Here is a 26,965-nt window from a genome sequence, read left to right on the forward strand (position 1 = left end):
CGACGTCATGCCGCCCTCCCGCCAAGAGGACGAGAGGACGAGCCGGCCACCACTGCTTGAGATCGTCGTTCCGGCGTTCAACGAGGAAGCGCGACTACCCGGGGGCCTCCTGCAGTTGTGCGCGAAGCTCGCCCGCCTGCCCTTCCCCGCCGCCGTCATCGTGGTCGACAACCGCAGCACCGACGACACCGCCCGCATCGTCAGAGAGTGGCCACAAGAACAGGTTCCTGTCCGGCTCGTCGAGTGTCCGAGACCCGGCAAAGGCGCCGCCGTCCGAGCCGGACTGCTGACCACCACCGCCCCGCTCGTCGGCTTCTGCGACGCGGACATGGCCACCGACCTCGACGCCGTGGACGTGGCCGTCGGGCTGCTCATCGGTGGCGAGCGCGTCGTCGTCGGCTCGCGCGCCCACGACCGCTCCGACGTCGAGAACCGCCACAGCCGGGTGCGCGAACTCGGCGCCGTCGGCTTCCGCGCGCTGGCCAGGCGCCTGGTGAACGGCGTGAGCGACACCCAGTGCGGGTTCAAGTTCTTCGATGGGAGCCTCGCCCGCCAGGTCGCCGCCCGCCTGCGCACCCCGGGATTCGCCTTCGACGTCGAACTGCTCGCCCGCTGCGCCCGGCTCGGCTTCCCCGCCGTCGAGATCCCGGTCCAGTGGCACGACATGCCGGGCTCCCGCTTCTCACCGGCCCGGCACACCACCGGGATCGTGCTGGAACTCGGCCGGATCTGGCTGCGGCTGCGCCTCGAACCGCGCCGAGGGGAGCAGCCCGCCTGGGACCAGGCGCCCGATCCCATCGGATATCCGTGATCTCCACCGAACTGGCCGGGCTACGGCTCGCCGTCGTCAACTGGCGCGACCCCTGGCATCCGGCGGCGGGCGGCGCGGAGACCTACGCCTGGGAGATGGCCAGGCGCTTCGCCGCCGCCGGGGCCCGCGTCCGTTTCGTCACCGCGCGGGCCCGGGGACAGGCGCCCTACCAACTCGTCGACGGCGTACGGCTGATCCGCATGGGCGGCCTGTTCACCGTCTACCCGCTGGTCCTGTACTGGTTACTCCGGCGCAGGAGCCGCTTCGACGCGGTGCTCGACTGCTCCAACGGCATCCCGTTCTTCACGCCGTGGGTGCTCTCGCGGCGGACCAGGGTGCTGTGCGTCGTCCACCACGTGCACGACCGGCAGTTCGCCGTGCTGCCGTTCCTGCTGGCCGTGCTGGGCAGGTTCCTGGAGGGGCCGGGCGCCCGGTGGACCTACCGGCGGCGGCTCAGCGTCGCCGTCTCGCCGTCCACGGCGGCCGCGATGCGTGAACGGCTCGGCTGGCTCGGCCCGATAGAGATCGTCCCCAACGGCGTGAGCGTGGACCCCGGCGGGGGCTCGCGGGAGCGGCGGCCCCGGATCGTCTGTGTCGGCAGGCTGGTCGCGCACAAGCGGGTGGACCTGCTCCTCGACGCCGTCCCCGAACTGCGCGAACGCTGGCCGGACCTGCGCGTGGACATCGTCGGGCGCGGCCCGGAGGAGGACCGCCTGCGCGCCCGCCTGCCGGAGGGCACCACCCTGCACGGCTACCTGCCGGACGCGGACAAGGAACGGCTGGTCGCCGGGGCCCGGCTCCAGGTCATCGCCTCGCAGGGCGAGGGCTGGGGGCTGTGCGTGCTGGAGGCCGCCGCCCTCGGCGTCCCCACGGTGGCCTTCGACGTGGACGGCCTGCGCGACGCCATCAGGCACGGGGAGACCGGCTGGCTCGTCCCCGAGGGCGGCGACCTGGCCAAGGGCGTCGCGGCCGCGCTCACCGAACTCGACGCCACCCATGCCGACCGGTGCCGCGCCTGGGCCGCCCGCTTCGACTGGGACGGCAGCGCCGCCCGCATGGCCGCCCTCGTCCTCGGCCGTTCGGTGGCCCCGATGCGGATCTCCGGCTGGGAGCACCAGTGAGCGACACCCCCGTCAGCGGCCAGGTGCGCCACCGGCTCTGGCTGGCCGTCTGCTGCCTCGGATTCTTCGTGCTGGCGTTCACCACCCGGCCCGGCGCCGTCATCTCCGACACCAAGATCGACCTGGCGCTCAACCCGGTCGGCTGGCTGGAGCGCGCCGCCCACCTGTGGGACCCGCAGCACTTCGGCCAGCTGCAGAACCAGGTCGCTGGCTACCTGTTCCCGATGGGCCCCTTCTTCGCCCTCGGCGACCTGGCCGGGGTCGAGGCGTGGGTCACCCAGCGGGTCTGGATCGCCCTGCTCATGTGCGTGGCCTTCCTCGGCGTCGAACGCCTGGCCGGGAGGCTGGGACTGGGCGGTCCCGGCACCCGGATCGCGGGCGCGCTCGTGTACACGCTGGCCCCGCGCACCCTGTCGATCATCGGCGAGCTGTCCGCCGAGTGGCTGCCCGCCGCGATGCTGCCGTGGATCCTCCTCCCGCTGCTCACCGCCGCCGAGAGCGGGCAGCGGGCCCGCGCGGCGATCCGGTCGGCGCTCGCGGTCGCGCTCTGCGGCGGCGTCAACGCGGTCGCCGTGCTCGCCGTGCTGGTGGTGCCGGTGATCTACATCCTGACCCGGCCCGCTCCGGTGCCGCGCCTGCGTATGCTCGGCTGGTGGGGCGGCGCCGTGGCCGTCGCCACGCTCTTCTGGTGGCTGCCGCTGCTGCTGGTCGGCCGCTACGCGTTCTCGTTCCTGCCGTACACGGAGACCTCGGCCGCCACCACCTACGTCACCTCGCTGACCAACGTGCTGCGCGGCGCCTCGGACTGGGTGCGCTACCTCACGGTCGACGGTGTGGAGACGCAGCCGATCGGGTTCGCGATCGCCACCGGCCTGCCGCTGATCGTCGTCACCGGGGTGCTCGCCGCGCTCGGCCTGGCCGGGCTGGCCAGAGGCGACCTGCCCGCGCGCGGCTTCCTCCTCGTGGTGTTCCTCGTGGGAGTGGCAGTGCTGACGGCGGGGCACCTCAGCGCGCTGGAGCCCGTCGTCGCCGAGCCGGTGCGCTGGCTGCTCGACGGTCCGCTGGCGCCGCTGCGCAACCTGCGGAAGTTCGACCCCCTCGTACGGCTGCCGCTCGCCCTCGGCGTGGCCCACCTGCTCGTGCACACCCGCCTGCCGGTCAGAACGGCGGCCGCCACCGCCACGGCGGCCTTGGTGCTGCCCGCCTTCAACGCGGGCCTGGCCGCCCCCGGCCACTTCAAGGAGGTGCCGCTCTACTGGCGGGAGGCGGCGACCTGGCTCAACGAGCACGCGGGCGACGACGGCGTGCTCGTCGTGCCGGGCGCGAAGTTCGGCGAGTACCTGTGGGGCCGCCCGATGGACGACCCCATGCAGCCGCTGTTCACCGCCCGCTGGAGCACCAGGCAGGTGACCGCAGCCGGTTCCGTCGGCCTGAGCAGGCTCCTCGACGCGATCGACCAGCGCCTGGCCGCCGGGTACGGTTCCCCCGGCCTGACCGAGGTGCTGCGCCGGATGGGCGTGCGCTTCCTGCTCGTCCGCAACGACCTGGCCCGCGCGGGCCTCCAGGGCGCCTACCCGGCGCGCGTCTACGAGGCACTGCGCGAGTCGCCCGGCATCACCCGCGTCCAGGTGTTCGGCGGCGAGGTCGGCGACACCGTCACCGACGACGCGGAGAACTCCGTGGACTGGCCGTTCCCCGCCCTGGAGGTCTACGAGATCGCGGGCGCGAGCGGCCTGGTGGAGACCAGGGCGGCGGGCGACGCGCTCGCCGTGCGCGGCGGCCCGGACTCGCTCCTGACGATGGGCGACCTCGGCCTGCTCGGGGACGCGCCCGTCCTGGTCAACGGGGACGCAGGCGGACGCGAGCCGCCGACCGTCGTCAGCGACGCGCTCCGGCTGCGCGAGCGCAACTTCGGCGAGCTGAGATCCAACTGGAGCCAGACGCTGCCCGCCGAACGGCACGCCGACTTCACCGGGGTCCGGGCGCTGGACCTGCTCGACGACGGCTGGCTCGACAACACCGCCACGGCCGAGTACACGGGGATCTCCGGCGTCACCGCCTCCTCCTCGGCCTCGGACGCCGGGGCCGTGCCGGGCATCGCCGCCGGCGGGCGCGGCCCGTGGGCGGCCCTCGACGGCGACCTGGAGACGAACTGGGAGACCAGCGGCTGGAAGTCGCCTGTGGGCCAGTGGCTGCGCGTGGACCTGGCCGCCGAGCGCACGCTGTCCGGCCTGAGCGTCGCCTTCACCGACAACGTCCTGATCGGCACCTCCGTCAGGACCGTCGCCGTCGAGACGGAGAGCGGCAGGGCCGTCCAGGACGTCAGGCGGACCAGCGACCCCCAGCGGCTGAGGGTCCCCCCGGGCCCCACCGGCTGGGTCCGCGTCGAGATCGTCGCCACCACGGGCGGGGCCTGGAGTTTCGGGCAGCGGGCGGGCATCACCGACCTGTCGGTCCCCGGGCTGCTGCCCGGCAGGACCATCCGCCTGCCCGGCGCCTCCGGCGACGTCTACGCCATGGACCGGGGCCTGGACGAGCGTCCCCGCTGCCTGCGCACCCAGGCCCGCTGGGTCTGTAACCCGCTGCTGGCCAGGCCCGGGGAGGAGGGTGCGGGCTTCGACCGCTCCTTCACCGCCGACCGCGCCAGAAAGGCCGGGATCGGCGGGTACGCCGTGCTGCGCGACCCCGCGCTGGTCGACAGGTACACCCGGCTCAGCCGCGACCTGCCGGGCGTCAAGGGCAGCTCTCAGGTCAGCAGGGACCCGGTGGTCGCGCCCCGCTCGGCCTTCGACGCCGACGCCGCCACCACCTGGATCCCGGCCGCCTCGGACCCCGCACCGGTGCTCACCCTCGACCTGCGGCGCCGTACGAAGGTCTCCCGGATCCAGGTCGCCCGCCCCGGCGGCGACAGAGAGCCCCTCGACGTCTACGTCACCGGAGACAAGGGCACCACCAGGGGCGCCCGCGTGGACGCCGCCGGCTACCTCGTCTTCGAGCCGCTCACCACCCGTACGCTCAAGCTCCGCTTCCACGCCGACTCGCGCAGGCTCCAGATCACCGAACTCCTCATCCCCGGCGTCACCCCGGCCGGCCGCCCGCAGGGACTGCCGTTCCGGCTGGCCTGCGGGCAGGGACCGCGCCTGTTCGTCAACGGCCGGCCGGTGCCGACCCGGGTCAGCGGCACCTACGCGGACCTGCTCGAACAACGCCCGGTCAAGATCACCGGCTGTAAGCGGGCGGAGCTCACCGCAGGGGCCAACCGGGTCGCGGCCGCCGGATGGGAGGCGTTCGGGATCACCAGTCTCATGGTCGGCGCGCTGCGGCCGGACGCTCCCGCCGTACGGGGGGCCGCCGTCACCGAGAGCTGGTCGCAGTCCGTGCGCGAGGTCCGGGTCAGCGCGCCCAAGGACGCCTTCCTCGTCGTCGGCGAGAACTTCAACGCGGGCTGGCAGGCGAGCCTGGACGGGCAGGCGCTCACGCCGGTACGGCTCGACGGCTGGAAGCAGGGCTGGGAGCTGCCCGCCGGGTCGTCGGGGACCGTGCGGATGGAGTACGCGCCCGACCGCGCCTACCGGCTGGCGCTCGGGGCCGGGCTCGCGGGCATCGCCGTGCTGGCCGGGCTCGCGCTGGCGATGCGGGGGCCCCGGCCTGAGCACGTGCTGCGCACCGCCCCCGCCGGAGCGTCGCGGCTGACGCGCTGGCGGGCGCCGTACACGCTGGTGCTCGGGACGGGCTTCGGCGCCTGGGTGGCGAGCTGGCCCGGCCTGCTCGCGGTGCTGGCCGTGAGCGGCGCCGTGCTGTGGGTGCGGGCGCGCGAAGGGCGGGAGGCGGGGGACCGGCCGGCCGGTAGGCCGGAACGGTGGCCGGGAGCACGGTGGGGGGCACGGTGGGGGGCATGGTCGGGAGCCGGGTTGCTGTGCGCGGCCGCGCTGGCGACGGCGGCCGCGCAGTGGTCGGGGCTCGCCGTGCTGGGCGACCAGGTCGCCCAGCTCGTCGCCTGCGCGGCCATGGGAGGGCTGTTCGGCGCGCTGGTCACGGTCCGGGAGCCGAGGGCTCCCGAGCCGGGGACGGCGGAGCGGGAACTCGCCGCCGCCCGCTGAGGCGCAGCGCGCTCTCCTCGACCAGGTGGTGGCTGCCGGCGCTCACGAGCAGTGTGACGACCAGGGTGAAGGCCGCGACCGGCCAGAAGTCGCCGTTGAACGGCTCGGCGCCGCTGAGCCGGTAGTACAGGGTGATCACCGGCGCGTGCCAGAGGAAGACGCTGTAGGAGATCCGGCCGAGATAGGCGGAGACCGGATTGCCCAGCAGCCGGTACCTGAGCGAGTCGCCGCGCGGCGCCAGCGCGAACGGCGCCACCACCAGCACCGCGACCGCCGTCTCCAGGACCATCCGCCACAGCGACTGCGAGAGCGTCGGCAGCGCGAGCGTACGCGGGCCCGCCAGTTCGGTGCTGAGCAGTGCGAACAGCAGCAACGCCAGCACCAGGAGCTGCGGCGCGAGCGAGTCGAGCGCCCGTGACCGCCCGATCCACACCGACAGCACGGCCATCGCCATGCCCGCCGCGAAGTAGATGAGATGGTGGGGCAGCCACAGCGCCAGTTGCGGCTGCTCGGCGACGTGCCCGGCCACGACGGTGGCGAGGGAGAGCACCGGCAGTACGGCGAGGCCGCCCAGCAGCCGCACCGGCCTCGACGCGGGCGCCCCGCGCCGCGCCCAGCGGCCCAGCGCCCAGGCCAGCAGTGGCAGCAGCAGGTAGAAGGCCAGCTCGATGGGCATGGTCCACATCTGGTAGAGCCCGTCCGGCGGTCTGACCTGCTCGGTGTAGTTCTGCAGCATGAGCAGCCAGGTGAGCCAGCCGTACCAGTCAGGCGAACTCCACGCCGACAGCGCCAGCGCGACCACCAGCCAGTACGCGGGGAAGACCCGCAGCACCCGCCGCCACAGGTAGCGGCCGGTGGACGGGGGCGGGCCGCCGTCGACGACGGCGCGGGCGAAGGGGCGGTAGAGCAGCAGCCCCGACAGCACGAAGAAGATCGGTACGGCGACGCCGAGCCGGGTCGTCATCCAGGCGAGCATGCCGTCGCGGTAGATGACGCCGGTGTTGCCGCCCACGTGCAGCAGCCAGACGCCGAGTGCCGCCAGCCCCCGGATCCCGTCGAGCGCGGCGTCTCTTCCACCGGGTGGGCTCAGGCGTTCTTTCTGAGGACGAGCACCAGGTTCCACGTCGTGAACTCCCTGAGGATCGGGACCTTCAGCATCGGGCGGTACCACCGGGGCAGGTAGCGCGGGAACGCGTCCACCGGTTCCAGGTCTCCGGCCGCGCGGGCCCAGCGGAGCCCGGCGGCGACCGAGACGGGGTACAGAGTCTCCCCGTAGCGGTTCTTCGGCATTTTTCGGTGCTTGTGGTGATATCTGCGGACGGCCCGCTCGCCGCCCAGGTAGTGCCACGGCGAGGTCTCGTGGCCGCCCCACGGCGACAGCCAGTTCGTGTACGCGAGGAAGACCAGTCCGCCGGGCCGGACCACCCGGCCCATCTCCCCGGCCATCCGCCATGGCTGCGGCACGTGCTCCAGGACGTTGGAGGAGAAGCACACATCCACGCTGCCGTCGCGGAACGGCAGCTCCAGCGCGCTGCCCAGCACCCCGCCCCCGGCCAGTTCCCCGGCGCTGATGTCCACGCACACGCACCGGGCCCCGCGCGAGCGGAACTCCCGGGCGAAGTATCCGGGCCCGCCGCCCACGTCGAGCACGGTCAGGCCGTCGAGCGCGACGTACCCGGACAGCAGCGCGGCCGTGTCGGCGGCCAGCGTCGTGTAGTAGGACTCGCCGTCGGACTGCTCCGAGCGGAACGCGCGGAACAGCCGCAGCGATCGCGCGAGATCGGCGCGCACCGGATCCTCCTCCATAGCGGTCCCTACGCTAGAACTTGTTTCTATCAATTTGATTGCGGCTGCATACCGCCCCGTGACGCATGTCACTGACCGTCATACTTTGGTGGCCTGACGTCCGGCCGTACGACAACACGTTCTAGGAGCCGTTGATGGGCCGCTTATCCACGCTTGTCCTCATCGGGGTCGGAGCGTTCTTCATCACGCTGGCCCCGCTGGTGAAGTTCTGGGCGGCGGAGAGGATCATCGCCGCGCCCGCCGACCAGTTCGGCATCGCACGGCTGACGGCGACCGGCGCGCAGTACTTCTCCCGCCAGGACCTGAAGGTGCTCACGGCCGACCTCGACATCATCGTCACCACCCGGGGCGACGTGAAGGAGTCCATCGGCGACCGGGTGGTCTGGGACGAGGCCACCGTGGTCAACGACGTGACCAACCGCCGCCCGCAGATCGACCTGTCGGACCGGCGCAGCGCCTTCGACAAGTACACGGGCGTGGGACTCAACTGCTGCGGCGTCAACGTCAAGAAGGCGCCGGTCACCCTCGAAGGGCAGATCTACAAGTTCCCGTTCGGCACCGAGAAGAGGGACTACCTGGTCTTCAACTCCAGCGTGCAGAAGGCCCACCAGGCGCGGTTCGTGCGCGAGGACCGGGTCAACGGCCTGCCGGTGTACGTCTTCGAGCAGCCGATCCCGGCCACCAAGACCGAGACACTGACCGCCCCCGCCGCGGTGCTCGGCATGACCGAGAAGGGCGACGTGCAGGTGGACCGCTGGTACGACGGCAAGAACACCTTCTGGATCGAACCGGTCACAGGCTCCCCGGTACGGCAGGAGCAGCAGCGGCACGAGGTGCTGAAGACGCAGGACAGCGTCGAGCGCTCGCCGGCCTTCGTGGCGACGGCGAAGATGACCGAACAGACGGTGGGCGACCTGGTGGCGGGCGCCCAGGAGGGCAAGAGCCAGATCAACCTGCTGAAGAACGTCATCCCGCTGGTGCTGCTGGTGGTGGGCGTGGCCGTGGCGCTGCTCGGCGTGGTGCTCGGCCGCCGCAGGCCCGCCTGACCAAAATTAGAACACGTTCCAGATGTAAGTTACCAGTCGGTACACGTCAGCCCCAACTCGGTAGAACGCGTTTCAATTCGATGTTATCTTCAGGGTCATGCGGACCCGTGCCACCGAAATGTTCGGCCTCGATCTGCCGATCTTCGCCTTCAGTCACTGCAGGGACGTCGTCGCGGCCGTCAGCCGCTGCGGCGGCATGGGCGTGCTCGGCGCCCTCTACTTCACCCCCGAAGAACTCGAGACCGAACTCGCCTGGATCGACGCGCACGTGGACGGGCGGCCGTACGGCGTGGACGTGGTCATGCCCGCCTCCTACGAGGGTGCGGACTTCGCCCCCGACGAACTCGTCGGCCGCCTCCAGGGCATGATCCCGCCCGGCCACCGCGCCTTCGTCGACGACCTGCTGGCCAGGCACGACGTCCCGCCGCTCACCTCGGCGGCCGACCCGGGCAAGGTGCTGCTCGGCTGGACCGACGCGACCGCCCGACCCCAGGTCGAGGTCGCGCTGCGGCACCCCATCGCGCTGCTGGTCAACGCCCTCGGCCCGCCCCCAGCCGACGTGGTCGACCTCGCCCACGCCCGGGGGGTGCGGGTCGCCGCCCTCGCCTCCACCCCCCGCCACGCCGTGAAGCAGGTCGAGGTCGGCGTGGACGTGGTGGTCGCACAGGGCACGGAGGCGGGCGGGCACACCGGTGAGATCTCGACGATGGTGCTGGTCCCGCAGGTCGTCGACGCCGTGGACGTGCCCGTGCTGGCCGCAGGGGGGATCGGCGACGGCCGGCAGGTGGCCGCCGGGCTCGCGCTCGGCGCCGAAGGGGTGTGGACCGGCTCGCTCTGGCTCACGGTCGAGGAGGCGGACACGCCCGAACTGGCCAGACGCCGCATCCTCGCGGCGAGTTCGCGAGACACCGTGCGGTCGCGGAGCTGGACCGGCAAACCCGCCCGGTTGCTGAAGAACGCGTGGACGGAGGCCTGGGAAGCCGCGGACTCCCCTGGCACACTGCCGATGCCGCTGCAGTTCATGCTGGTCTCGGATGCGCTGCGGCGGATCGGCCGGTCGGAGGCCGCCGAGCTGGCCACGTTCCCGGCGGGTCAGATCATCGGGGTCACCGATCAGGTGCGGCCGACGAAGGAGGTGATGTTCTCGCTGGTGGAGGGGTACGTCGAGGCGATGGAACGACTCACCGCCATCACCCGAGCCTGACCGTCGGTCTAGTCGAAGATTTTCTCCGGCAGGCCGAAGGAGGGGATGCGCTCCGGCGGGAACGTGGTGATCTCGGCGATCCGCCCGTCCTCGATCCGCAGCACGTCCAGGTTGACGGCGGAGAAGTGGTCCTCGCCCGGCTTGCGCACGTAGTTGGCGACGGCGGGCTGGCGGTTGGCCGAGGTCGCGAGGGTGCGCCACTCGCCCCACGCCTGCTGCCCTTCGAGGACCGGCCGCCACATGTCGAGGATGGCCGCCCGGCCGATGTAGAAATCGTGGGTCGGCGGCATGCACTGCATCGCGTCCTCGCGCAGCAGCTTGGCCAGGGTGGCCATGTCGGCCCGCATCGAGGCGTCGACGAAGCGCTTGAGCACCTCGCGCTCCTCCGCGCTCGGCTCGGTGGCCTTGGCCCACTCGCTGCGCCGTTCCGGCAGGTTGGCGCGCAGCGTTGCGCGCCCGCGCTGGAGGGCGCTCTTGACCGACGGCACGCTCATCTCCAGGGCCTCGGCGACCTCCGTCGCGGGCCAGCCGAGCACGTCGCGCATGACCAGCACCGCCCGCTGGCGCGGCGGCAGGTGCTGGATCACCGCGAGGAAGGCCAGCTCGATCGTCTCCCTGGCCACGGCCAGCTCCTCGGGCAACTGGTCGTCGGGGTACGGCTCCAGCCACGGCACGTCCGACAGCGGCGCTTCCGACAGCACCACCTCCTTGCGCCCGGCGATGAGGTCGAGACAGACATTGGTCGCGATCTTGTACAGCCAGGCGCGGTAGGTGGAGCGCCCCTCGTAGGTGTCGGCCTTACGCCAGGCCCGGACCATCGTCTCCTGGACGGCGTCCTCCGCCTCGCTGTATGAGCCCAGCATCCGGTAGCAGTGGACATGCAACTCGCGCCGGTAGCGCTCGGCCTCTTCCACGTTCATCCCCCATGAAACTCCGCCGGCCTTTTCTCCTGGAACGCCCTGGCCCCCTCCCGCGCGTCCGAGGAACCGATCACGGGCCAGCCGTACGCGTCGGACACCTTCAGCGCCTCCGGCTCGGACATGCCGAGAGTGTCGCGGTACGTCCGTAGTATCGCCTGTACGGCGAGCGGGCCGGACGCCGCCACGTCGTCGGCGATCCGCCGGGCCTCCGTGAGGGCTTGGCCGTCCGGCACCACCCGGTTGACCAGGCCCATCGCCAGGGCTTCTGCGGCGGTGACCGGGCGGCCGGTGAGCAGGAGGTCCATGGCGTGGCAGTAGGGGATCTGTCTCGGCAGCCGGACCGCCGCGCCGCCCATCGGGAACAGCGCCCGCCTGGCCTCGAACAGGCCGAGTACGGCCGATTCGGCGACCACGCGCAGGTCGGTGCCGATGAGCAGTTCGGTGCCTCCGGCGACGGCGTGGCCCTCGACCGCGCAGACGACGGGCTTGGCGGGGACGTCCTGGCGCAGCAGGCCCTTCCAGTGGAAATCGGGGATGCGCGCGGCGCGGGCGGCGACCTCGGGGTCGGCCGACGGCTGCCCCATGGCCTTGAGGTCGGCGCCCGCGCAGAACGTGCCACCGGCTCCGGTGAGCACGGCCACGCGCACCTCCCGCTCCTCCGAGACGTAGGCCCAGGCGGAGGCCAGGCCGACCAGCATGTCGGAGGAGAGCGCGTTGCGGGCTTGCGGGCGGTCGAGGGTGACGATCACGACGTGTCCGTCGCGCTCGACGCGGCAGTGGGGCGTGCTGATCGGCAGGAGTTCCACGGCGTAGCCTCCAGGCGCTGAAGTATCAAGCGCTTGTTAGGCTACCCGGTGAGGTGCGCGTAGACGATGACGTTGTCCTCGTAGTGACCGCTCGCCTCGTCGAAGGCGCCGCCGCAGGTGACCAGGCGCAGTTCGGCCGAGTCCGTCGCGCCGTACACCTTCTCGGTCGGGAAGGCGTCCTTGTCCACCCGCTCGACCGCGTCCACCGCGAAGCGCGCCGTCGTCCCGTCCGCGCGCTCGACCGTGATCACATCGCCCTGCCGCAGCGTGTGCGCCCGGTAGAAGACGGCGGGCTTGCCGCGCGCGTCCACGTGCCCGAGCAGCACGGCCGGTCCCGCCTCGCCCGGCGTCGGCCGGTGCTCGTACCAGCCGACCAGCTCCGGCCGGTCCAGCGGCGGCACCTCTACGCTCTGGTCGGGGTTGAGGCCCACCGGGTCGATCGGGGCGTCCTTCACCCCGATCCTCGGTACGGAAACGCTCGTCGGCTCCGACTTCGGCAGTGTCGGCGCCGCCTCCGCGAACACCGGGGCCGCCGCCTCCGGCGGCACGGCGGCCGGAACCGGAGCGGCCTGGGCAGGGCGCGGTTCGCCCTTGAGCGCCCCCGCCGTGGCCAGCGCGCCGCAGAACACCAGGACGGCCGCCGCGGCCGTCGCCAGCATGCGCTTGTCCATCACCCTCCCCTTGGGTGCCGGGCCGGCCGCCGCGCCCGGGAGGGACGCGACGGCCGGGCCTTCATCGGATACCAGGCCTCAGGCCGCCTTGCCGGGAGGGCGCGGCGGGCGGGCCTTGAACGGAAACCGGGCCTCAGGCCGCCTCGCCCGAGAGGGGCGCGGCGGCCGGGCCTTCATCGGACGGCAGCCGTCAGGCCGCCTCGCCCGCACGGCGGCGGGCGAACAGCGCCGAGCCGGCGCCGCCCGCGAGGAGCAGGCCGCCCAGGGCCACGCCGGCGAAGCCGGTGCTCTCGGAGTGGCCGCCGCCGGTCGCGGCGCCCCCGCGCGGCGTCAGCGTGTAGTCGCTGGCCTTGTAGCGCGGCTTGACCGTCAGCTTCGCCCACGCCTTGGTGCCGTCGGCCAGCCGGGCCTGGAACCAGTAGTCGCCCGCCTTGGTGCTGGAGGCCACGTGGAACCGCTTGACCGCCACGCCGGACGTGCCGACCTTCACGGTGAACTTCTTGCCGTTCGGGTCGGTGATCGTGGCGGTGGTCTTCTCGCCCTTCTCCGTCGCCACGATCGCGTCGAACTTGCCGCCTGCGTAGACCTTGCCCGGGTCGAGGATGAGCGCGAGCGAGGTCTGCGGGTGGCGCTTGAGCACGGTCAGCTTCGCGGAGCGGCTCTGGCCGCTCGGCAGCGCCGCCTTCACCGTGTACGCCCCCGGCTTGGCCCCCTTCGGCGAGGTCAGCTTGACCCGGGCGGTGCCCCAGCCGTCCACCTTGGCCGTGTACTTCTTGCCGCCCGGGTCGGTGATCGTGACCGGGGTGCCCGCCTTGACGTTCGTCGTGGTGACACCGGCGAAGTAGCTCTGGCCCGCGATCACGCGGTTCGGCTCCAGCTTCAGGTCGAGACCGGTGACGGGCACCGGCTTCACCGGCGGCTTGCCGGCGACGACCTCGATGCTGCTGGAGACCGTGCCGAAGCGGCCGAAGTCCGCGCGGATCGGGTAGCGGCCCGGCTTGGCGTCGGAGGCCACGTCCACGGTCAGGAACGCCGTGCCGGTGCCCTTGGCCGCGCTCTCCTGCAGGGGCAGCGTGCGCGGGTGGCCGAGCAGGTCGGAGCTGACGATGACCTCTCCGGCCCGCATGTCGCCGGAGACCTGGACCTTGACCCGGCCGCCGGGCGCGACCTCCTGGGTGTCGAAGCCGAAGGCGGGCTTGACGGCCTCGTCCTCGGCCGCGACCACCGTCAGGACGGCGCGGGCGTTCGAGCGGTCGGCGAAGTGGGCGTCCACCGCGTGCTCGCCGAGGGCGTCGGAGACGCGGACCTGGAAGCGGTACTCCTTGCGCTCACCGGGAACGTTCCAGGAGCTGGGGGAGAAGCCGCGCGAGGTGATCGCGGTGATGGCCTCGCGGGTGGAGGTGACGGTGACCGTGACGATGTCGCCGGGCTTGGCCGTGGTGGCGCTCAGCGAGATCGTGCCCTTCTGCTCGACCTCCTTCTCCGAGGCGGTCTCGGAGGGGGCCGGCTTCGGGCTGGCCTTCTCCGCCGGAGCCTTCGGCGCCGGGGTCTTGGGCGTCCCGGTCTTCGGGGTCTCGGTCTTCGGGGTCTCCGGCTTGGGCGCCGGGGTCTTCGGAGCCTCGGGAGACGGGGTCTCGACCGGTGCCGTGCTCGCCGGCGCGGCCGGGGTCCCCGCCGGCTCGGGGGCGGGCTCCGCGAGCGCGGGGCTCGCGGTCAGTACGGCGAGGCCGAGGGCGCCGGCCACCGCGAGGGACTTGTTGAAGCGCATGTTCTCCCAATCGATGGAGGCGGCGCGGGGTTCAGGAGATCCCCGTTTCTCGGGAACACGCCGCCTCGCGAGGGACATCATCTCGCAACAAAAGTGACAGAAGTGTCCAAAACGGACAAGGGAGGTTTTTCTTGACCTTTTCATTACGTTCACCCAGGTCGAAGGTCAAAAACGAAACTCTAGCCCACGGCCGGGAAAGGTGTGAAATCAAGCGCTTGCTCGGTTTGAGGTCCCGAGTTACGCTGCGTCCAGCTTGACCTTCCGACGTGAGGAGTGCCATGGGCACGCTCGGATTCTGGCGGCTGGCGCAGGCCGATCCCGACTGGATCGCGGCCGTGGACCCCGACGGCACGGAACACCGGGCAGGCGACCTCCTCGCCCGCTCCAACCGGCTCGTCCACGGACTGCGCGCCCTCGGCCTCAGGCCGGGGGACGGCTTCTGCGCGCTGGTGCCCAACGGCGCCGACGGACTCGTCCTCTACCTCGCCGCACTGCAGGCAGGCTGGTACTACACCCCGATCAACTGGCACCTCACCGGCCCCGAGATCGCCTACATCGTCGCCGACAGCGAGGCCAAGGCCCTGTTCGTCGACGCCAGATACGCCGAGGAGGGCACCAGAGGGGCCGAGGCGATCGCGGCGGGGCTGCGTTTCGCCGTACCGGATCTGCCGGGGTTCCGGCCGGTGGCCGACCTGCTCGACGGGCAGCCGGGAACCGCGCCCGAGCACCGCACCGCCGGTGCCGCCATGCACTACACCTCCGGCACCACCGGACGGCCCAAAGGCGTCAGACGCCCGCTCAGCGGCCTCGACCCCGACGACGCCGCCGAGTTCACGACCTTCCTGCTCGGCCTGTTCGGCGTGACGCCCGGCAGCGGCAACGCCCACCTCGTGACCTCGCCCAGCTACCACACCGCCGTGGCCCAGTTCGGCGGCACCGCCCTGCACATGGGCCACCGGCTCGTCTACATGGACCGCTGGGACGCCGAGGAGGCGCTGCGGCTGTGCGAGCGCCACCGGGTCACCAACTCCCACCTGGTGCCCACCCACTTCAAGCGGCTGCTCTCGCTGCCGGAGGAGACCCGGCGCAAGTACGACCTGTCGTCGCTGCGCTGGATGATCCACGCCGCCGCCCCCTGCCCCGTGCCCGTCAAGCGGCAGATGCTGGAGTGGTGGGGCGACGTCGTCTACGAGTACTACGCCGCCACCGAGGGCGGCGGCACCATCGCCACCCCGCAGGAATGGAAGGCCCACCCGGGCACCGTCGGCAGAGCCTGGCCGATCAGCGAACTGCTCATCGTGGACGACGCGGGCGAACCCGTCCCCGCCGGGACACCCGGCACGATCTACATGAAGATGGCCGGGGTCGCCTTCGAGTACAAGGGCGACCCGGACAAGACGGCGGCCGGACGGCTCAAGGACCACTTCACCGTCGGCGACATCGGCTACCTCGACGAGGACGGTTTCCTGTTCCTGTGCGACCGCAAGGCCGACCTGATCATCTCGGGCGGCGCCAACATCTACCCGGCCGAGATCGAGAACGAGCTGATGATCCACCCGAAGGTCGCCGACGTCGCCGTCTTCGGCGTACCCGACGAGGAGTGGGGCGAGCAGATCAAGGCCGTCGTCGAACCCGCGCCCGGCTGCCCGCCGGGACCGGAACTCGCCGCCGAGATCCTCGCCTCGCTGGAGGGGCGGCTGGCCCGGATGAAATGGCCCAGAAGCATCGACTTCATCGCGGAGATGCCCCGCGAACCCAACGGCAAGCTCCTCAAACGCAAGCTCCGGGCACCGTACTGGGAAGGACGCGGCCGTGCCATCTGAGCCGCTCGTCGCCGAGCACGTCCTGGAGTTCCCCGGCGGCTACACGCGCACGACCGGACCGGTGATCGGCAGATTCCTCACCGAACTGCGCGAGCGCCGGATCGTCGGCGTCCGCACTGCGGACGGCCGGGTCCTGGTGCCGCCGCTGGAGTACGACCCGGACAGCGGAGAACCGGTCACCGACGAGTGGACCGAGGTCGGCCCCGCCGGTACGGTCACCACCTGGACCTGGGTGGACACCCCGCTCGACCGCCACCCCCTCGACCGCCCCTTCGCCTGGGCGCTGATCCGCCTCGACGGCGCCGACACGGCGCTGGTGCACGCGGTGGACGTGGGAGACCCCAAGACGCTGCGCACCGGCACCCGGGTCCGGCCCGTCTGGAGGGACCGGCGCACCGGCCACATCGGCGACATCTCCCACTTCGCCCCCGAGGTCACCGAGATCGTCTCGCCGGTGCGCGCGGAGTACCGGATCACCGCCTCCGCCTCGCTCACCCGCTTCCTCGAAGGCGTCAGTCGCGGGGTCTTCCTCGGCTGCCGCTGCACCGCCTGCGACCACGTGTACGTCCCGCTGCGCCCGTCGTGCCCCGGCTGCGGCGGCCGGATCACCGGAGAGGTGGAACTGCCGGACACCGGCACCGTCACCACGTTCGCGATCAACAACCTGCCCGACCCGCGCGCCCCGGAGGTGCCCTTCGTCAGTGCCTACATCCTGCTCGACGGCGCGGACGTACCCATGATCGCCCTGGTCGGCGGCGTGCCCGCGCACGAGGTCCGCCAGGGCATGCGGGTGCGCGCCGAATGGCTTCCCGAGGAGGAACGCACGCCGTCGATGGCCTGCGTCCGGTGGTTCGCGCCCACCGGCGAACCGGACGTGGAGCTGTGATGCGGGAGGTCGCCGTCGTCGCCTTCGCCCAGACCGCTCACACCGCCCACGACACCGGCGCCTCGGAACCGGAGCTGATCCTGCCCGTCATCGAGGAGGTCCGCGCCCGAACCGGGTTGCGCGCCTTCGACTTCACCTGCTCCGGAAGCTGCGACTATCTCGCGGGCGCCCCGTTCTCGTTCGTCTCCGCCCTCGACGCCGTCGGCGCCTGGCCGCCGATCTCGGAGAGCCACGTCGAGATGGACGGCGCCTGGGCGCTGTACGAGGCGTGGGTACGGCTCCAGCACGGCGACGTCGACACCGCCCTCGTGTACGGGTTCGGCAAGTCGTCCCTCGGCGACCTGCGCACGCTCACGACCCTCCAGCTCGACCCCTACTACCTGGCACCGCTCGGCCTCGACCGGCTGTCCATGGCCGGACTCCAGCGCGCCGCCCTCGGCGCCCCGCAGGAGGAACTCGACGCCGTCGTCCGGCGCAGCCGTACCGCCGGGCGGGCCAACCCGCACGCGCTGGACCTGCCCCTGGACGGCGACGAGCCGCCCGTCACCGACGGCGCCGCCGCGATCGTCCTCGCGGCCGGAGACCGCGCGGGGGACCTGTGCGAGAACCCCGCCCGCATCACCGGGATCGCCCACCGCATCGAACCCCACTACCCGGGCGTGCGCGAGCTGTCCCGCTCGCCGTCGGCCGAGGACGCCGCGCGGGCGGCCGGAGTCGGCAAGGGCCCGGTGGAGGTCGCCGAACTGCACGCCCGGTTCGCCCACGAGGAGATCATCCTGCGGCGGGCACTGGACCTGCCGCCGGAGACCGAGATCAACCCCAGCGGCGGCCCGCTGTCGGCCGACCCGGTCATGGCCACCGGCCTGATCCGCATCGGGGAGGCCGCCCGGCGCGTCATGGACGGCCGCGCCCGGCGCGCCGTCGGCCACGCCGCGAGCGGGCCCTGCCTGCAGCACAACCTCGTCGCCGTCCTGGAGGTCTGATGGGCAACGCGTGCGCGGTCATCGGTGTCGGCCAGACCCACTACACCGCCAGGCGCCGCGACGTCTCGATCGCCGGGCTCGTGAGAGAGGCGGCGCTGCGCGCCCTCCAGGACGCCGAACTCACCTTCAAGGACATCGACGCGGTCGTCATCGGCAAGGCGCCCGACCTGTTCGAGGGCGTGATGATGCCCGAGTCCTACCTGGCGGACGCGCTGGGCGCGGCCGGCAAGCCCATGATGCGCGTCCACACGGCCGGGTCCGTCGGCGGCTCGACCGCGCTGGTCGGCGCCTCGCTCATCCAGGGCGGAGTCCACGACCGGGTGCTCGTCGTCGCCTTCGAGAAGCAGTCGGAGTCGAACGCCACCTGGGCGCTGTCGACGCACCTGCCGTTCAACGCCTCCCTCGTCGTCGGCGCGGGCGGCTACTTCGCCCCGCACATCCGCGAGTACATCCGCCGCTCGGCCGCCCCCGCCCACATCGGCACCCTGGTCGCCGTCAAGGACCGGCGCAACGCCCTGAAGAACCCCTACGCGCACCTGCGCATCCCCGGCATCGACCGGGCGATGGTCGAGTCGACCCCGATGCTCTGGGAGCCGATCCGCTACCTGGAGACCTGCCCCTCCAGCGACGGCGCCTGCGCGATGGTCCTCAGCTCCGCGCGCGCCGCCACCGGCACCCCGGCCTGGGTCCACGGTACGGCGATGCGCTCGGAGCCGATCTTCCGCGCCGGTCGCGACACCGTCAACCCGCAGGCGGGCAAGGACTGCGCCGCCGACGTCTACCGTCAGGCGGGCATCGCCGACCCGCGCACCGACCTCGACGTGGCCGAGGTGTACGTGCCGTTCTCCTGGTACGAGCCCATGTGGCTGGAGAACCTGGGCTTCGCGGCGGACGGCGAGGGCTGGAAGCTCACCGAGTCCGGCGCGACCGCGCTCGACGGCGACATCCCCTGGAACCCGTCCGGCGGCGTGCTGTCGGCGAACCCGATCGGCGCCTCCGGCCTGATCAGGTTCGCCGAGGCCGCCCAGCAGGTGCGCGGGAGAGCGGGGGAGCACCAGGTGGACGGCGCCGGACGCGCGCTCGGCCACGCCTACGGCGGCGGCGCCCAGTTCTTCGCGATGTGGATCGTGGGACGGGAGAGGCCCTGATGGAGTTCAACCACGCCGACCTGTTCGAGGGGCTCGCCGACGCGATCGGCGGGCGGACCGCCCTGGTGTGCGGCGAGCGCCGCCGCACCTACGCCGAACTCGACGCCGAGGCCAACCGGCTGGCCCACTACCTGGCCGGGCTCGGCGTCGGACCCGGCCGCCACGTCGGGCTCCAGCTCTACAACGGCGTCGAGTACGCCGCCGGGATGCTGGCCGCGCTCAAACTGCGCGCGGTGCCCGTGAACGTCAACTACCGCTACGTCGAGGCCGAACTGCTCCACCTCTACCGCGACTCCGACATCGTCGCGTTGCTGTTCGACGCCGAGTTCGCCGCCCGGGTCGCGGCCGTCGCGCCACAGGCGCCCACGCTGGCCCACCTGGTGTCGGTGGGCGGGGCGGCCGAGGGGGCGGTGCCGTACGAGGAGGCCGTCGCCGGGAGCTCGGACGGGCGCGGTTTCCCCGAGCGCAGCGGCCAGGACGTGTACATCATCTACACCGGCGGCACCACCGGCCTGCCCAAGGGCGCGATGTGGCACGTCGAGGACCTGTTCATGGCCTTCGGCGGCGGCAACCCGTACGGCGAGCCGCGCGCCACCCCGCAGGAGGTGATCGACGCCGCCGCCGAGGCGGCCCCCGTCACCATGATGGCCGCGCCCCCGCTCATGCACGGCGCCGCCCAGATGGCCACCTTCATCGCCTGGTGGATGGGCGCCACGATCGTGTACGTCCGCAGGTTCACGGCCGACGCCGTCTGGCGGGCGGTCGAACGCGAGCGCGTACTCACCCTGAGCATCACCGGCGACGCCATGGCGCGGCCGCTGGCCGAGGCGCTGGAGACGGCGGTTTACGATCTCTCGTCGCTGGCCGCGATCAGCTCCACGGGCGCGATCCTCACCGGGTCGGTGCGTGAGCGCCTTCAGGAGCGGCTGCCGAACACGATGATCCTCGACAACTTCGGCTCCACCGAGTCCGGGTTCACGGCCTCCGGGGTGGCGGGCTCCTCGCCGGAGAGCGGCCTGCGCTACCAGCCGAACGCCTCCGCCCGCCTGGCCGTCCTCGACGAACGCCTGCGGCCGGTCGCGGCGGGTCAGATCGGCACCGTCGCGAAGTCCGGGCGGGTGGCCTTCGGCTACTACAACGACCCCGTCAAGACCGCCAGCACCTTCGTCACGGCCGCCGACGGCACGAAGTGGCTGCTCACCGGCGACCTGGCCAGTGTGGGACCCGACGGCACCGTGAACGTCTTCGGCCGAGGCTCGCAGTGCATCAACACCGGAGGGGAGAAGGTCTTCCCCGAGGAGGTCGAGGCGGTGCTCAAGGGGCATCCCGCCGTGTTCGACGCGGTCGTCACCGGCATCGACGACGAACGCTGGGGCAGCCGAGTGGCCGCCGTGGTCGAGGTCCGGCCCGGCGCCTCCGCCGGCATCGCCGCGCTCGACGTCCACTGCCGGGCGCGGCTGTCGGGGTTCAAAGTGCCTCGGACGTACGCGTTCGTGGACGAACTCATCCGCTCCCCGGCGGGCAAGGCCGACTATCGCTGGGCCAGGGAGACGGCCTCAGGCCCGCTGGGACGCGACACGGGCCTTTAGCGCGGTATCAGGACGGCCGCCGGGGGCTTATGGTCGGCGACCCGGGCCGGGTTCCGGGCTCAGGCTTTCTGGGTGGTCAGGAAGGCGGCCAGCCCCAGGTAGACGACGCCGCTGCCGACCTCGACCCGGCGCTGGGCGCGCGCGGAGGAGCGCACCCGCCCGGCGATGGCCGACGACAGCAGCGCCACCACCCCGTCGCTGATCAGGCCGAGGGCGCACCAGATCGCGCCGAACACCAGGATCTGCGGCAGCACCGGCCCGGCGGCCGGGTCGGTGAACTGGGGCAGGAAGGCGAGGAAGAAGATCGCGGTCTTCGGGTTGAGCACGTTGACCACGAACCCCTCCCAGAACATGCGCCGCCGCGAGTGGACGACCGGCGCCGCCTCCTCGCCGACGACGGTGCCACTGCCGCGCGCGAGCAGCTTGCTCACTCCGAGCCACAGCAGGTAGGCGACGCCGGCCAGCTTGACCACGGTGAAGGCCGTCGCCGAGGTGGCCAGCAGGGCGCTGACGCCGAGCGCGGCGGCGGCGATGTGGACCAGCGAGCCCGCGTGCACGCCGAGCACCGACACGAACCCAGCCGACCGTCCTTGCGCCACGCTACGGGTCACGATGAACACCACGGCGGGACCCGGGATGACGAGGATGGCCAGCGTGGCGGCGGCAAAGAGGGCGAGTGTCGATATGTCCGGCATGCGCAGAGCTTAGGAGGCCACTCTCAGCCCTCGCAATGACTTTGCGGTGCCGGCACGTCCAAGGCCGGGTTCCGGTCGAAGAAGCCGACCGGCCGCAGCGTGAACCCGGTACGGTCCACCGGCATGACCGGCCAGTCCTCCGGCCGGGGCGCGTGGGTGAGCCCGAAGGTGTGCCAGAGCACCACGTCCTGCCCGTCGAGGTCGCGGTCCTGAGCCGTGTACGCCGGGATCCCGGCGCCGCCCGGATGCTGGTTCGGCAGGTCGCCCGCGGCGTACCTCTCGTCGGGCGCGTAGCGCGTCACCCACAGGTGGCGGGTGGCGAACGCGGCGCGGGCGGCGATCGAGGAGCCGGGGTCGGCCAGCAGCACCGGCCCGCCCTCCGGGTGCAGCGCGTAGGCGACCGGGTCGCCGAAGCGGTTGCGCGAGCCCGGGTTCGTGACGTGCCACACCCGGCCCGCCGACGCGTCGGCCAGTCGCCCGGCCTCACGCTCGCGCAGCAGCGGCGTGCGGCGCATCGTGAACGCGTTGCCCCTCGGGTTGTCCGGGCCGATCGGCATCCGCGCCGCCTCCACCTCCTCGACGCGGTTGGCCGGGCCGTCCACCTCCATGTCCAGGCGGGCGCAGAACAGATGCTGGTGGTACGGCGCCCCGAGGCCGGGCGCGATCTGCGATGCGTACGGCGAGCCGTCCCGGTGGGCGGAGGTGAAGACGAAGCCGGTGGCCTTGGCCTCGAACTCGATGGTGCCGTCCAGGTAGAGGTGCCAGGCGAAGCCGTAGTCGTAGTTGCCGACCGTGGCGAACGTGGAGATCACCAGACGGCGCTGCCTGCGGGTCTCCGACGCGCCCGTCCACAGGTCGGTGTGCTTCCAGAGGATGCCGAAGTCCTCCTCGTGCAGGCAGATCGCGTTGGACAGGGTGCGCGGGGCACCGTCCCAGTCGGGGATCACCGCGTCGAGGTAGGTGATCTCGCCGACGCAGTCGCAGCCGAGTTCGAGGGAGTTGGTGTAGCGGCCGATGAGGTACTCGCCGACGTCGAAGTAGTTCTGCCAGGACCGTACCGGCGCCGGGTCCGCGTACGGCACCACCATCTCGCAGATGGAGGCCCGGTTCACGATCGGCCGCCCCTGGTAGGCGATCCGGTGCAGCACCAGGCCCTCGCGCAGGTCGAAGCCGACCCGCAGCGTCCAGTTCTGCCAGCTCACCGCGTGGCCGTCGAGGGTGAAGCTCGGGCCGTCCGGCTGGGTGATGCGGATCGGCCGCAGGCCCTCGCGCGCCGGGCCGGTCACCTCGGGGTCGTCGAAGTTGCCCGATTCGGCGGGCACCGGCATCGGGCCGGCGTCGATGACCTGGTCCACGGTCCTGTTGACGAGGTCCACGTAGGCGACCAGGCCGTCCACGGGGTGGGCCCAGGCGTGGTCCTTCTCGTGCTCCTGGTGGAAGGCGAGGCTGCGCACCATGCGGCGGCCCGCCTCGCCGGGGTACTCGGGGTACACACCGGCGGAGAGGGGGGCGGCGCGGACCTTCTCGACGTCCAGGCCCCTGGCCTTGAGGGCCGACAGCCACCGCTCGTCGGTGGCCAGGATCTCCTCGACCAGCCCGAACTCCTCCTCCATCACCGGCAGTTGGCCGTCGACGGCGGCGTCGAGCACCCGCACGTCCTGGACCTGCTCGCGGGTGAGCGAGACCCGCACGTCCTTGGCCGGGCCTCCGCCCAGATCGTGCAGGAACGCGCGCACCCGGCGCTCGGGCGCGACCGTCCCGCCGTCCGTCGCGGCCGGTTCTACCGTCTTCCCTGACGGTTCGTCCGGGCCGGCGGTGGGCCGGGCCGGGTTCTTGGCGGGCTCTTCCAGCCCGAGGTAGGCGAACCGGGTCGTTTCGGTGACCAGCCCGGCGGCGGCCAGGATTGCGCGCGCGGCGGTCATCTCGTCGGCGCTCAGCGGATCGAGGGGGTGTCGGGAGACCATGCTTCGAGCCTCTCCCGCAACCCGCCGCTCCGCCAGTGCTTCCGCCACACCCGCACTGCCCGTTCGATCGCCGCGCCACTGCTTTCGCCACACCCCGCTCTGCCGCCCCGCCGGCGTTTCCGAGCACACCCGCGCTACCCGCTCTGCCGTCCCGCCTCACCGGCGGTCGTCGGGTGGTTGCCGATGCTGGTGACCAGGGCGTCCAGCAGGGCCTGTGTGGCGGGTGGGTACGGTGGTCCGCCGTAGGTGGCCGCGTACACGTGCCGGGTCGAGCCGGGGATCTCCACGGCCGTGACCTCGGGGTTGCGGTGGGCGCGCAACGCCAGCCCCGGCAGCACCGTCAACCCCAGCCCGGCCGCCACGAGGGCCTGGACGGCCACGATGTCGTCGCTGGTGAAGCAGATCTCCGGGGAGAATCCCGCCTTGCCGCACATGTCGAGCAGGTGGCTGCGGCACCGGTCGCAGCCCGCGATCCACGAGGAGCCCGCGTGGTCGGCCAATGTCCCGGAAGGCCCGCGCGACAGCAGGTAGCTGGGGTCGTCGAACAGGTGGACCAGGCTGAGACCGCCGTCCTCCGGGGCGGTGTCGTCGTAGCGGAACATCACCGCCACGTCCACGCGCCCGGCGCGCAGCAGGCGCAGGGCCTCGGGGGGTTCGGTCTCGGTCAGGTTCAGGCGCAGCCCGGGGTGACCGGAGGACAGGGCCATCGCCGCCGAGGGCACGAACGTGCCGAGCGCCGAGGGGAAGGCGGCCAGCCGTACCCTGCCGGAACGCAGGCCCACGTGGGCGGCGAGTTCCTCCGACGCGGCGTCGAGCCGGGCGATGATCTCGGCGGCCCGTTCGGCGAGCAGGTGGCCCGCCTCGGTCAGCCGGATGCCGCGCCCGGCCCGCTGCACGAGCTGGGCGCCCGTTTCGGCCTCCAGCCGGGCCAGATGGTGGCTGACCGAGGGCTGGGAGTAGTGGAGTTCCTTGGCGGCGGCCGTGACCGAACCCCGGCGGGCCACCGCGACCAGCACCCTGAGGCGCGAAACATCGAGCATATCTATTGATAACACTAAATACTTCTGTTGGACCTATTGGTCGGTATTGCGGCACGGTTGACACATGAGCACTAGGACCGTGACCAGGCCGGGACTCGACGAGATCGTCAGCGGGATCGAGGCCGTCGTCGCGCGCGGACTGCCCGCCCGCGAGAGTGCGTACGCGGTGGCCGACCTGCTCAGAAACCGCCTCCCAGGGCCGGACATCCTCACCCCGCAGGAGCGCGCGGGCGATCCGGACGGTTACCAGTCGGTCCTGCTGCACGCGCGGGAGTCGTTCTCCGTCGTCGGCGTCGTGTGGCGGCCCGGCCAGTTCACCAAGATCCACGACCACGTCTCCTGGTGTACGTTCGGCATCCTGTCCGGCATCGAGTACGAGACGCTCTACCGCGACATGGGCGACCACCTGGCCGAGATCGGCCGCGCGGCCAACCGTCCCGGCGACGTCAGCGGCTTCGCCCCGCCCGGCGACATCCACCGGGTCGAGAACATCAGCGATGAGGTCGGGATCTCCCTCCACGTGTACGGCGCCGACGTCGGAAGGCTGGGCAGCAGCGTGCGCCGCTACTACGACCTCCCGGTCCGCGCCGACTGACAGCACCGACAGACTGCGCCGACAGACTGCGGACGGCAACCCGGCGGATCAGCGCAGGCGGCCGCGGAGCAGGTCGACGAGGGTCTCGTGGGTGCGCTCGATCGGCTGGTCGGGACGGGTGACCCGGCGCTCGATCGAGACCGTCAGCACCATGCCGAACACCGCCGTGGCCGCCGTCTCCACGTCGAGGTCGGCGCGCAGCTCGCCCGCCGCCACCGCCTCGCGCAGCACCCGGGCGTAGACGCCGAGCGCCCGCTCCCGTAGCTGGGTGACGGCCTCCTGCCAGGCCGTCCGCCACATCTCGGCCAGCAGCACCCGCGCGAACGGCCCGTACTGCTCGAAGAACCGCAACTGCCCCAGCACCACGGCGTCGAGCCGATCCAGCGGCCGCTCGCCCTCGGCGGCCTCCGCGAGCGCCTCGGACAACCGTCCGATCGAGTGCTCCAGCAGGGCGGCGAACAACGCCTCCTTGCTGCCGAAGTTGTAGAAGACGGTGCCTTTGGCGACCCCGGCCCGCTCGGCGATGGCCTCCACGGTGGTCGCCGAGTACCCCTGTTCGGCGATCAGCTCGATCGCCGCGCCGAACACCTTCAGCCGGGTGTCGGCCCGGCTCACAGCGACAGCTCCGGATGCAGGCGCTTGAGCGTCCAGACGCGGCCGCGGTCGGCCGCCAGGGCGGTGAGCGCGAGCCCGAGCACGAGGAAGGCGGTCAGCACCCCGCAAGCCTGCCACACCACGGTCAGGTCGCCGCCGCTGATCAGCCTGCGCAGCGCGGAGACCACCCAGCTCATCGGCAGCCACGGCGAGATCGTCCGGAAGAACCCGGGCGAGGTCTCGATCGGGTAGGTGCCCGCGGCCGAGGTGAGCTGCAGCATCAGCAGCGCCAGCGCCGCCACCCGGCCGGGGGAGCCGAGCAGCGCGTTGACGGCCTGCACCAGCGCCATGAACGCCGCCGCGGTCAGCAGCAGCAGCCCGGCCACGCCCGCCCAGTGCGCCGCCTGCAGCCCGAGCGCGAAGCGCAGCACCGCCACCAGCACGCCGACCTGCGCCGCGCCGAGGGCGAGCGCGGGCAGCCAGCCCGCGAGCACGACGCGGAAGACGCTCCGGGTGCCCGCCAGCAGGCGCCGGTTGAGCGGCTTGAGCACCATGAAGGCGATCATCGCGCCGACCCACAGCGACAGCGGCAGGAAGAACGGGGCGAACCCGGTGCCGTAGTTGGGCACGTCGTTGTCCACGGTCTTGGCCAGCCGGACCGGATCGCTCATCATGTCGGATCGCTCGGTCCGTTCCGCGCCCGAGTAGTCGGGGATCCGCGCGGCGCCCTCGCCGAGCCCGTCCGCCAGGTCGCCGGAGCCCTTCTCCAGCCGGTCGAGGCCGTCGCCGACCTTGGCGGCGCCGTCGCCCAGCCGGCCGACGCCGCTGTGCAGCGCGTCCGCGCCGTCGCCGAGTCTGACCAGGCCGCCGCCGAGCTTGCCGATTCCGGCCGTGACCTGCTTCGAGCCGTCGGACAGCTTGGCGGCGCCGGAGACGAGCTTGCCCACACCCCTCCCGGCCGCGCCCACGCCCGTGTCCACCTTGGCGGCGCCCGCCGCCAGCTTGGCCAGGCCCGCGTCGAGCTGGGCGACCTGCTCGCGGACCTCGTTCAGGCGGGGGCCGAGGTCGGGGGCGACGGCGGCGACGCGGCGGGCCGTACGGGCCAGCTCGCGCGCCTGCTCCGGCAGCGCGGAGGTGCCGCCGAGGCGGTTCTGGAGCTGCCCGGCCTGCTCGGCGGCCCGTTCGGCCGAGTTCGCCGCGCCGCGCAGCAGGGCGCGCAGCTCGGAGTCGCCCTCGGGCAGCGCGCTCAGCCGGTCGAGCGCGGCCCGCGCCTGGCTCGCGGCCTCCTGGGCGTTGCCGCGCGAGCGGACGGCCAGGTCGTCGAGCCCGTCGGCCAGCCGGTCGGCGGGGACCGGACGGCCCTCGTGGATCAGCAGGTCGGCGAGGAGGGCGCGC

General features: G+C 72.5%; 22 protein-coding genes. 11 read left to right on the top strand and 11 right to left on the bottom strand.

Going from position 1 to position 26,965, the window contains the following annotated elements:
- Positions 1-7: 7 nt before the first annotated feature.
- Genes ABD120_RS32985 through ABD120_RS32995 form a run of 3 tightly spaced genes read left to right on the top strand, consistent with a single transcriptional unit; the run spans position 8 to position 6,032 of the window.
- On the top strand, positions 8-811 hold the full coding sequence (locus ABD120_RS32985) for a glycosyltransferase (protein ID WP_343954172.1): 804 nt from the start codon (positions 8-10) through the stop codon (positions 809-811).
- Complete coding sequence (locus ABD120_RS32990; protein ID WP_343954173.1) at positions 808-1,932, top strand: glycosyltransferase family 4 protein; 1,125 nt, start codon at positions 808-810, stop codon at positions 1,930-1,932. The genes ABD120_RS32985 and ABD120_RS32990 overlap by 4 nt, the downstream gene beginning before the upstream one ends.
- A complete protein-coding gene (locus ABD120_RS32995) occupies positions 1,929-6,032 on the top strand; it encodes an alpha-(1->3)-arabinofuranosyltransferase domain-containing protein (RefSeq protein ID WP_343954174.1) in 4,104 nt (1,367 codons plus the stop codon). The genes ABD120_RS32990 and ABD120_RS32995 overlap by 4 nt, the downstream gene beginning before the upstream one ends.
- Here the strand turns inward: ABD120_RS32995 and ABD120_RS33000 are convergent.
- Both ABD120_RS33000 and ABD120_RS33005 read right to left on the bottom strand, forming a co-directional pair.
- The gene (locus ABD120_RS33000) at positions 5,965-7,155 is read right to left on the bottom strand and encodes an acyltransferase family protein (protein ID WP_343954176.1); all 1,191 of its coding nucleotides are present in this window, start codon (positions 7,153-7,155) and stop codon (positions 5,965-5,967) included. The two genes, ABD120_RS32995 and ABD120_RS33000, sit on opposite strands and share 68 nt — an antisense overlap.
- Complete coding sequence (locus tag ABD120_RS33005) at positions 7,119-7,838, bottom strand: methyltransferase domain-containing protein (protein WP_343954177.1); 720 nt, start codon at positions 7,836-7,838, stop codon at positions 7,119-7,121. Before ABD120_RS33005 ends, ABD120_RS33000 begins: the two co-directional genes overlap by 37 nt.
- A 134-nt stretch (positions 7,839-7,972) precedes the next feature.
- Here ABD120_RS33005 and pgfA point away from each other — a divergent pair, with 134 nt between their 5' ends.
- Both pgfA and ABD120_RS33015 read left to right on the top strand, forming a co-directional pair.
- Positions 7,973-8,884, top strand: coding sequence for a cell envelope lipid trafficking protein PgfA (gene pgfA / locus ABD120_RS33010; RefSeq protein ID WP_343954178.1), 912 nt, complete (start codon positions 7,973-7,975; stop codon positions 8,882-8,884).
- 97 nt (positions 8,885-8,981) lie between these two features.
- The gene (locus ABD120_RS33015; RefSeq protein WP_343954180.1) at positions 8,982-10,088 is read left to right on the top strand and encodes an NAD(P)H-dependent flavin oxidoreductase; all 1,107 of its coding nucleotides are present in this window, start codon (positions 8,982-8,984) and stop codon (positions 10,086-10,088) included.
- Positions 10,089-10,096: 8 nt separating this feature from the next.
- Here the strand turns inward: ABD120_RS33015 and ABD120_RS33020 are convergent, their stop codons facing one another.
- The 4 genes from ABD120_RS33020 to ABD120_RS33035 form a co-directional block, all read right to left on the bottom strand.
- Positions 10,097-11,008, bottom strand: coding sequence for an RNA polymerase subunit sigma-70 (locus ABD120_RS33020; RefSeq protein WP_343954181.1), 912 nt, complete (start codon positions 11,006-11,008; stop codon positions 10,097-10,099).
- Positions 11,005-11,814, bottom strand: coding sequence for a crotonase/enoyl-CoA hydratase family protein (locus ABD120_RS33025; protein ID WP_343954182.1), 810 nt, complete (start codon positions 11,812-11,814; stop codon positions 11,005-11,007). Before ABD120_RS33025 ends, ABD120_RS33020 begins: the two co-directional genes overlap by 4 nt.
- Before the next feature lie 41 nt (positions 11,815-11,855).
- A complete protein-coding gene (locus ABD120_RS33030) occupies positions 11,856-12,485 on the bottom strand; it encodes a class F sortase (protein ID WP_343954183.1) in 630 nt (209 codons plus the stop codon).
- Positions 12,486-12,675: 190 nt separating this feature from the next.
- Positions 12,676-14,253 (bottom strand): COG1361 family protein, encoded by a 1,578-nt coding sequence (locus tag ABD120_RS33035; protein WP_343954184.1) that lies wholly within the window; start codon positions 14,251-14,253, stop codon positions 12,676-12,678.
- A gap of 278 nt (positions 14,254-14,531) precedes the next feature.
- Between ABD120_RS33035 and ABD120_RS33040 the strand changes: the two genes are divergently transcribed.
- From ABD120_RS33040 to ABD120_RS33060, 5 genes are read left to right on the top strand one after another with little or no spacing between them, the layout of a single operon-like run.
- Entirely contained in the window at positions 14,532-16,076 is a 1,545-nt protein-coding gene (locus ABD120_RS33040) for an acyl-CoA synthetase (RefSeq protein ID WP_343954186.1), read from the top strand.
- Positions 16,066-16,962, top strand: coding sequence for a Zn-ribbon domain-containing OB-fold protein (locus ABD120_RS33045; RefSeq protein ID WP_343954188.1), 897 nt, complete (start codon positions 16,066-16,068; stop codon positions 16,960-16,962). The genes ABD120_RS33040 and ABD120_RS33045 overlap by 11 nt, the downstream gene beginning before the upstream one ends.
- Positions 16,962-17,945, top strand: a complete 984-nt coding sequence (locus tag ABD120_RS33050; protein ID WP_343954189.1) for a thiolase domain-containing protein — start codon at positions 16,962-16,964, stop codon at positions 17,943-17,945. Before ABD120_RS33045 ends, ABD120_RS33050 begins: the two co-directional genes overlap by 1 nt.
- The gene (locus ABD120_RS33055) at positions 17,945-19,093 is read left to right on the top strand and encodes a thiolase domain-containing protein (protein ID WP_343954190.1); all 1,149 of its coding nucleotides are present in this window, start codon (positions 17,945-17,947) and stop codon (positions 19,091-19,093) included. The genes ABD120_RS33050 and ABD120_RS33055 overlap by 1 nt, the downstream gene beginning before the upstream one ends.
- A complete protein-coding gene (locus ABD120_RS33060; RefSeq protein WP_343954191.1) occupies positions 19,093-20,682 on the top strand; it encodes an acyl-CoA synthetase in 1,590 nt (529 codons plus the stop codon). The genes ABD120_RS33055 and ABD120_RS33060 overlap by 1 nt, the downstream gene beginning before the upstream one ends.
- A 59-nt stretch (positions 20,683-20,741) precedes the next feature.
- On the opposite strand, the gene ABD120_RS33065 is transcribed toward ABD120_RS33060, so the two are convergent.
- From ABD120_RS33065 to ABD120_RS33075, 3 genes are all read right to left on the bottom strand, one after another.
- Complete coding sequence (locus ABD120_RS33065; protein ID WP_343954192.1) at positions 20,742-21,377, bottom strand: LysE family translocator; 636 nt, start codon at positions 21,375-21,377, stop codon at positions 20,742-20,744.
- Positions 21,378-21,400: 23 nt separating this feature from the next.
- Positions 21,401-23,341 (bottom strand): primary-amine oxidase, encoded by a 1,941-nt coding sequence (locus ABD120_RS33070; protein WP_343954194.1) that lies wholly within the window; start codon positions 23,339-23,341, stop codon positions 21,401-21,403.
- Positions 23,342-23,475: 134 nt separating this feature from the next.
- On the bottom strand, positions 23,476-24,381 hold the full coding sequence (locus ABD120_RS33075) for a LysR family transcriptional regulator (RefSeq protein WP_343954195.1): 906 nt from the start codon (positions 24,379-24,381) through the stop codon (positions 23,476-23,478).
- Between the two features lie 64 nt (positions 24,382-24,445).
- Between ABD120_RS33075 and ABD120_RS33080 the strand changes: the two genes are divergently transcribed.
- Positions 24,446-24,976, top strand: coding sequence for a cysteine dioxygenase family protein (locus ABD120_RS33080; protein ID WP_343954196.1), 531 nt, complete (start codon positions 24,446-24,448; stop codon positions 24,974-24,976).
- Positions 24,977-25,024: 48 nt separating this feature from the next.
- Here ABD120_RS33080 and ABD120_RS33085 read toward each other — a convergent pair whose 3' ends face one another.
- Together ABD120_RS33085 and ABD120_RS33090 are read right to left on the bottom strand one after the other, a co-directional pair.
- On the bottom strand, positions 25,025-25,591 hold the full coding sequence (locus ABD120_RS33085; RefSeq protein WP_343954198.1) for a TetR/AcrR family transcriptional regulator: 567 nt from the start codon (positions 25,589-25,591) through the stop codon (positions 25,025-25,027).
- Positions 25,588-26,965: YhgE/Pip family protein (locus ABD120_RS33090; RefSeq protein ID WP_343954199.1), on the bottom strand; the 1,378-nt coding region annotated here is incomplete at its 5' end. The genes ABD120_RS33085 and ABD120_RS33090, both read right to left, overlap by 4 nt.

The organism is Nonomuraea longicatena (assembly GCF_039525605.1).
GTDB lineage: Bacteria > Actinomycetota > Actinomycetes > Streptosporangiales > Streptosporangiaceae > Nonomuraea > Nonomuraea longicatena.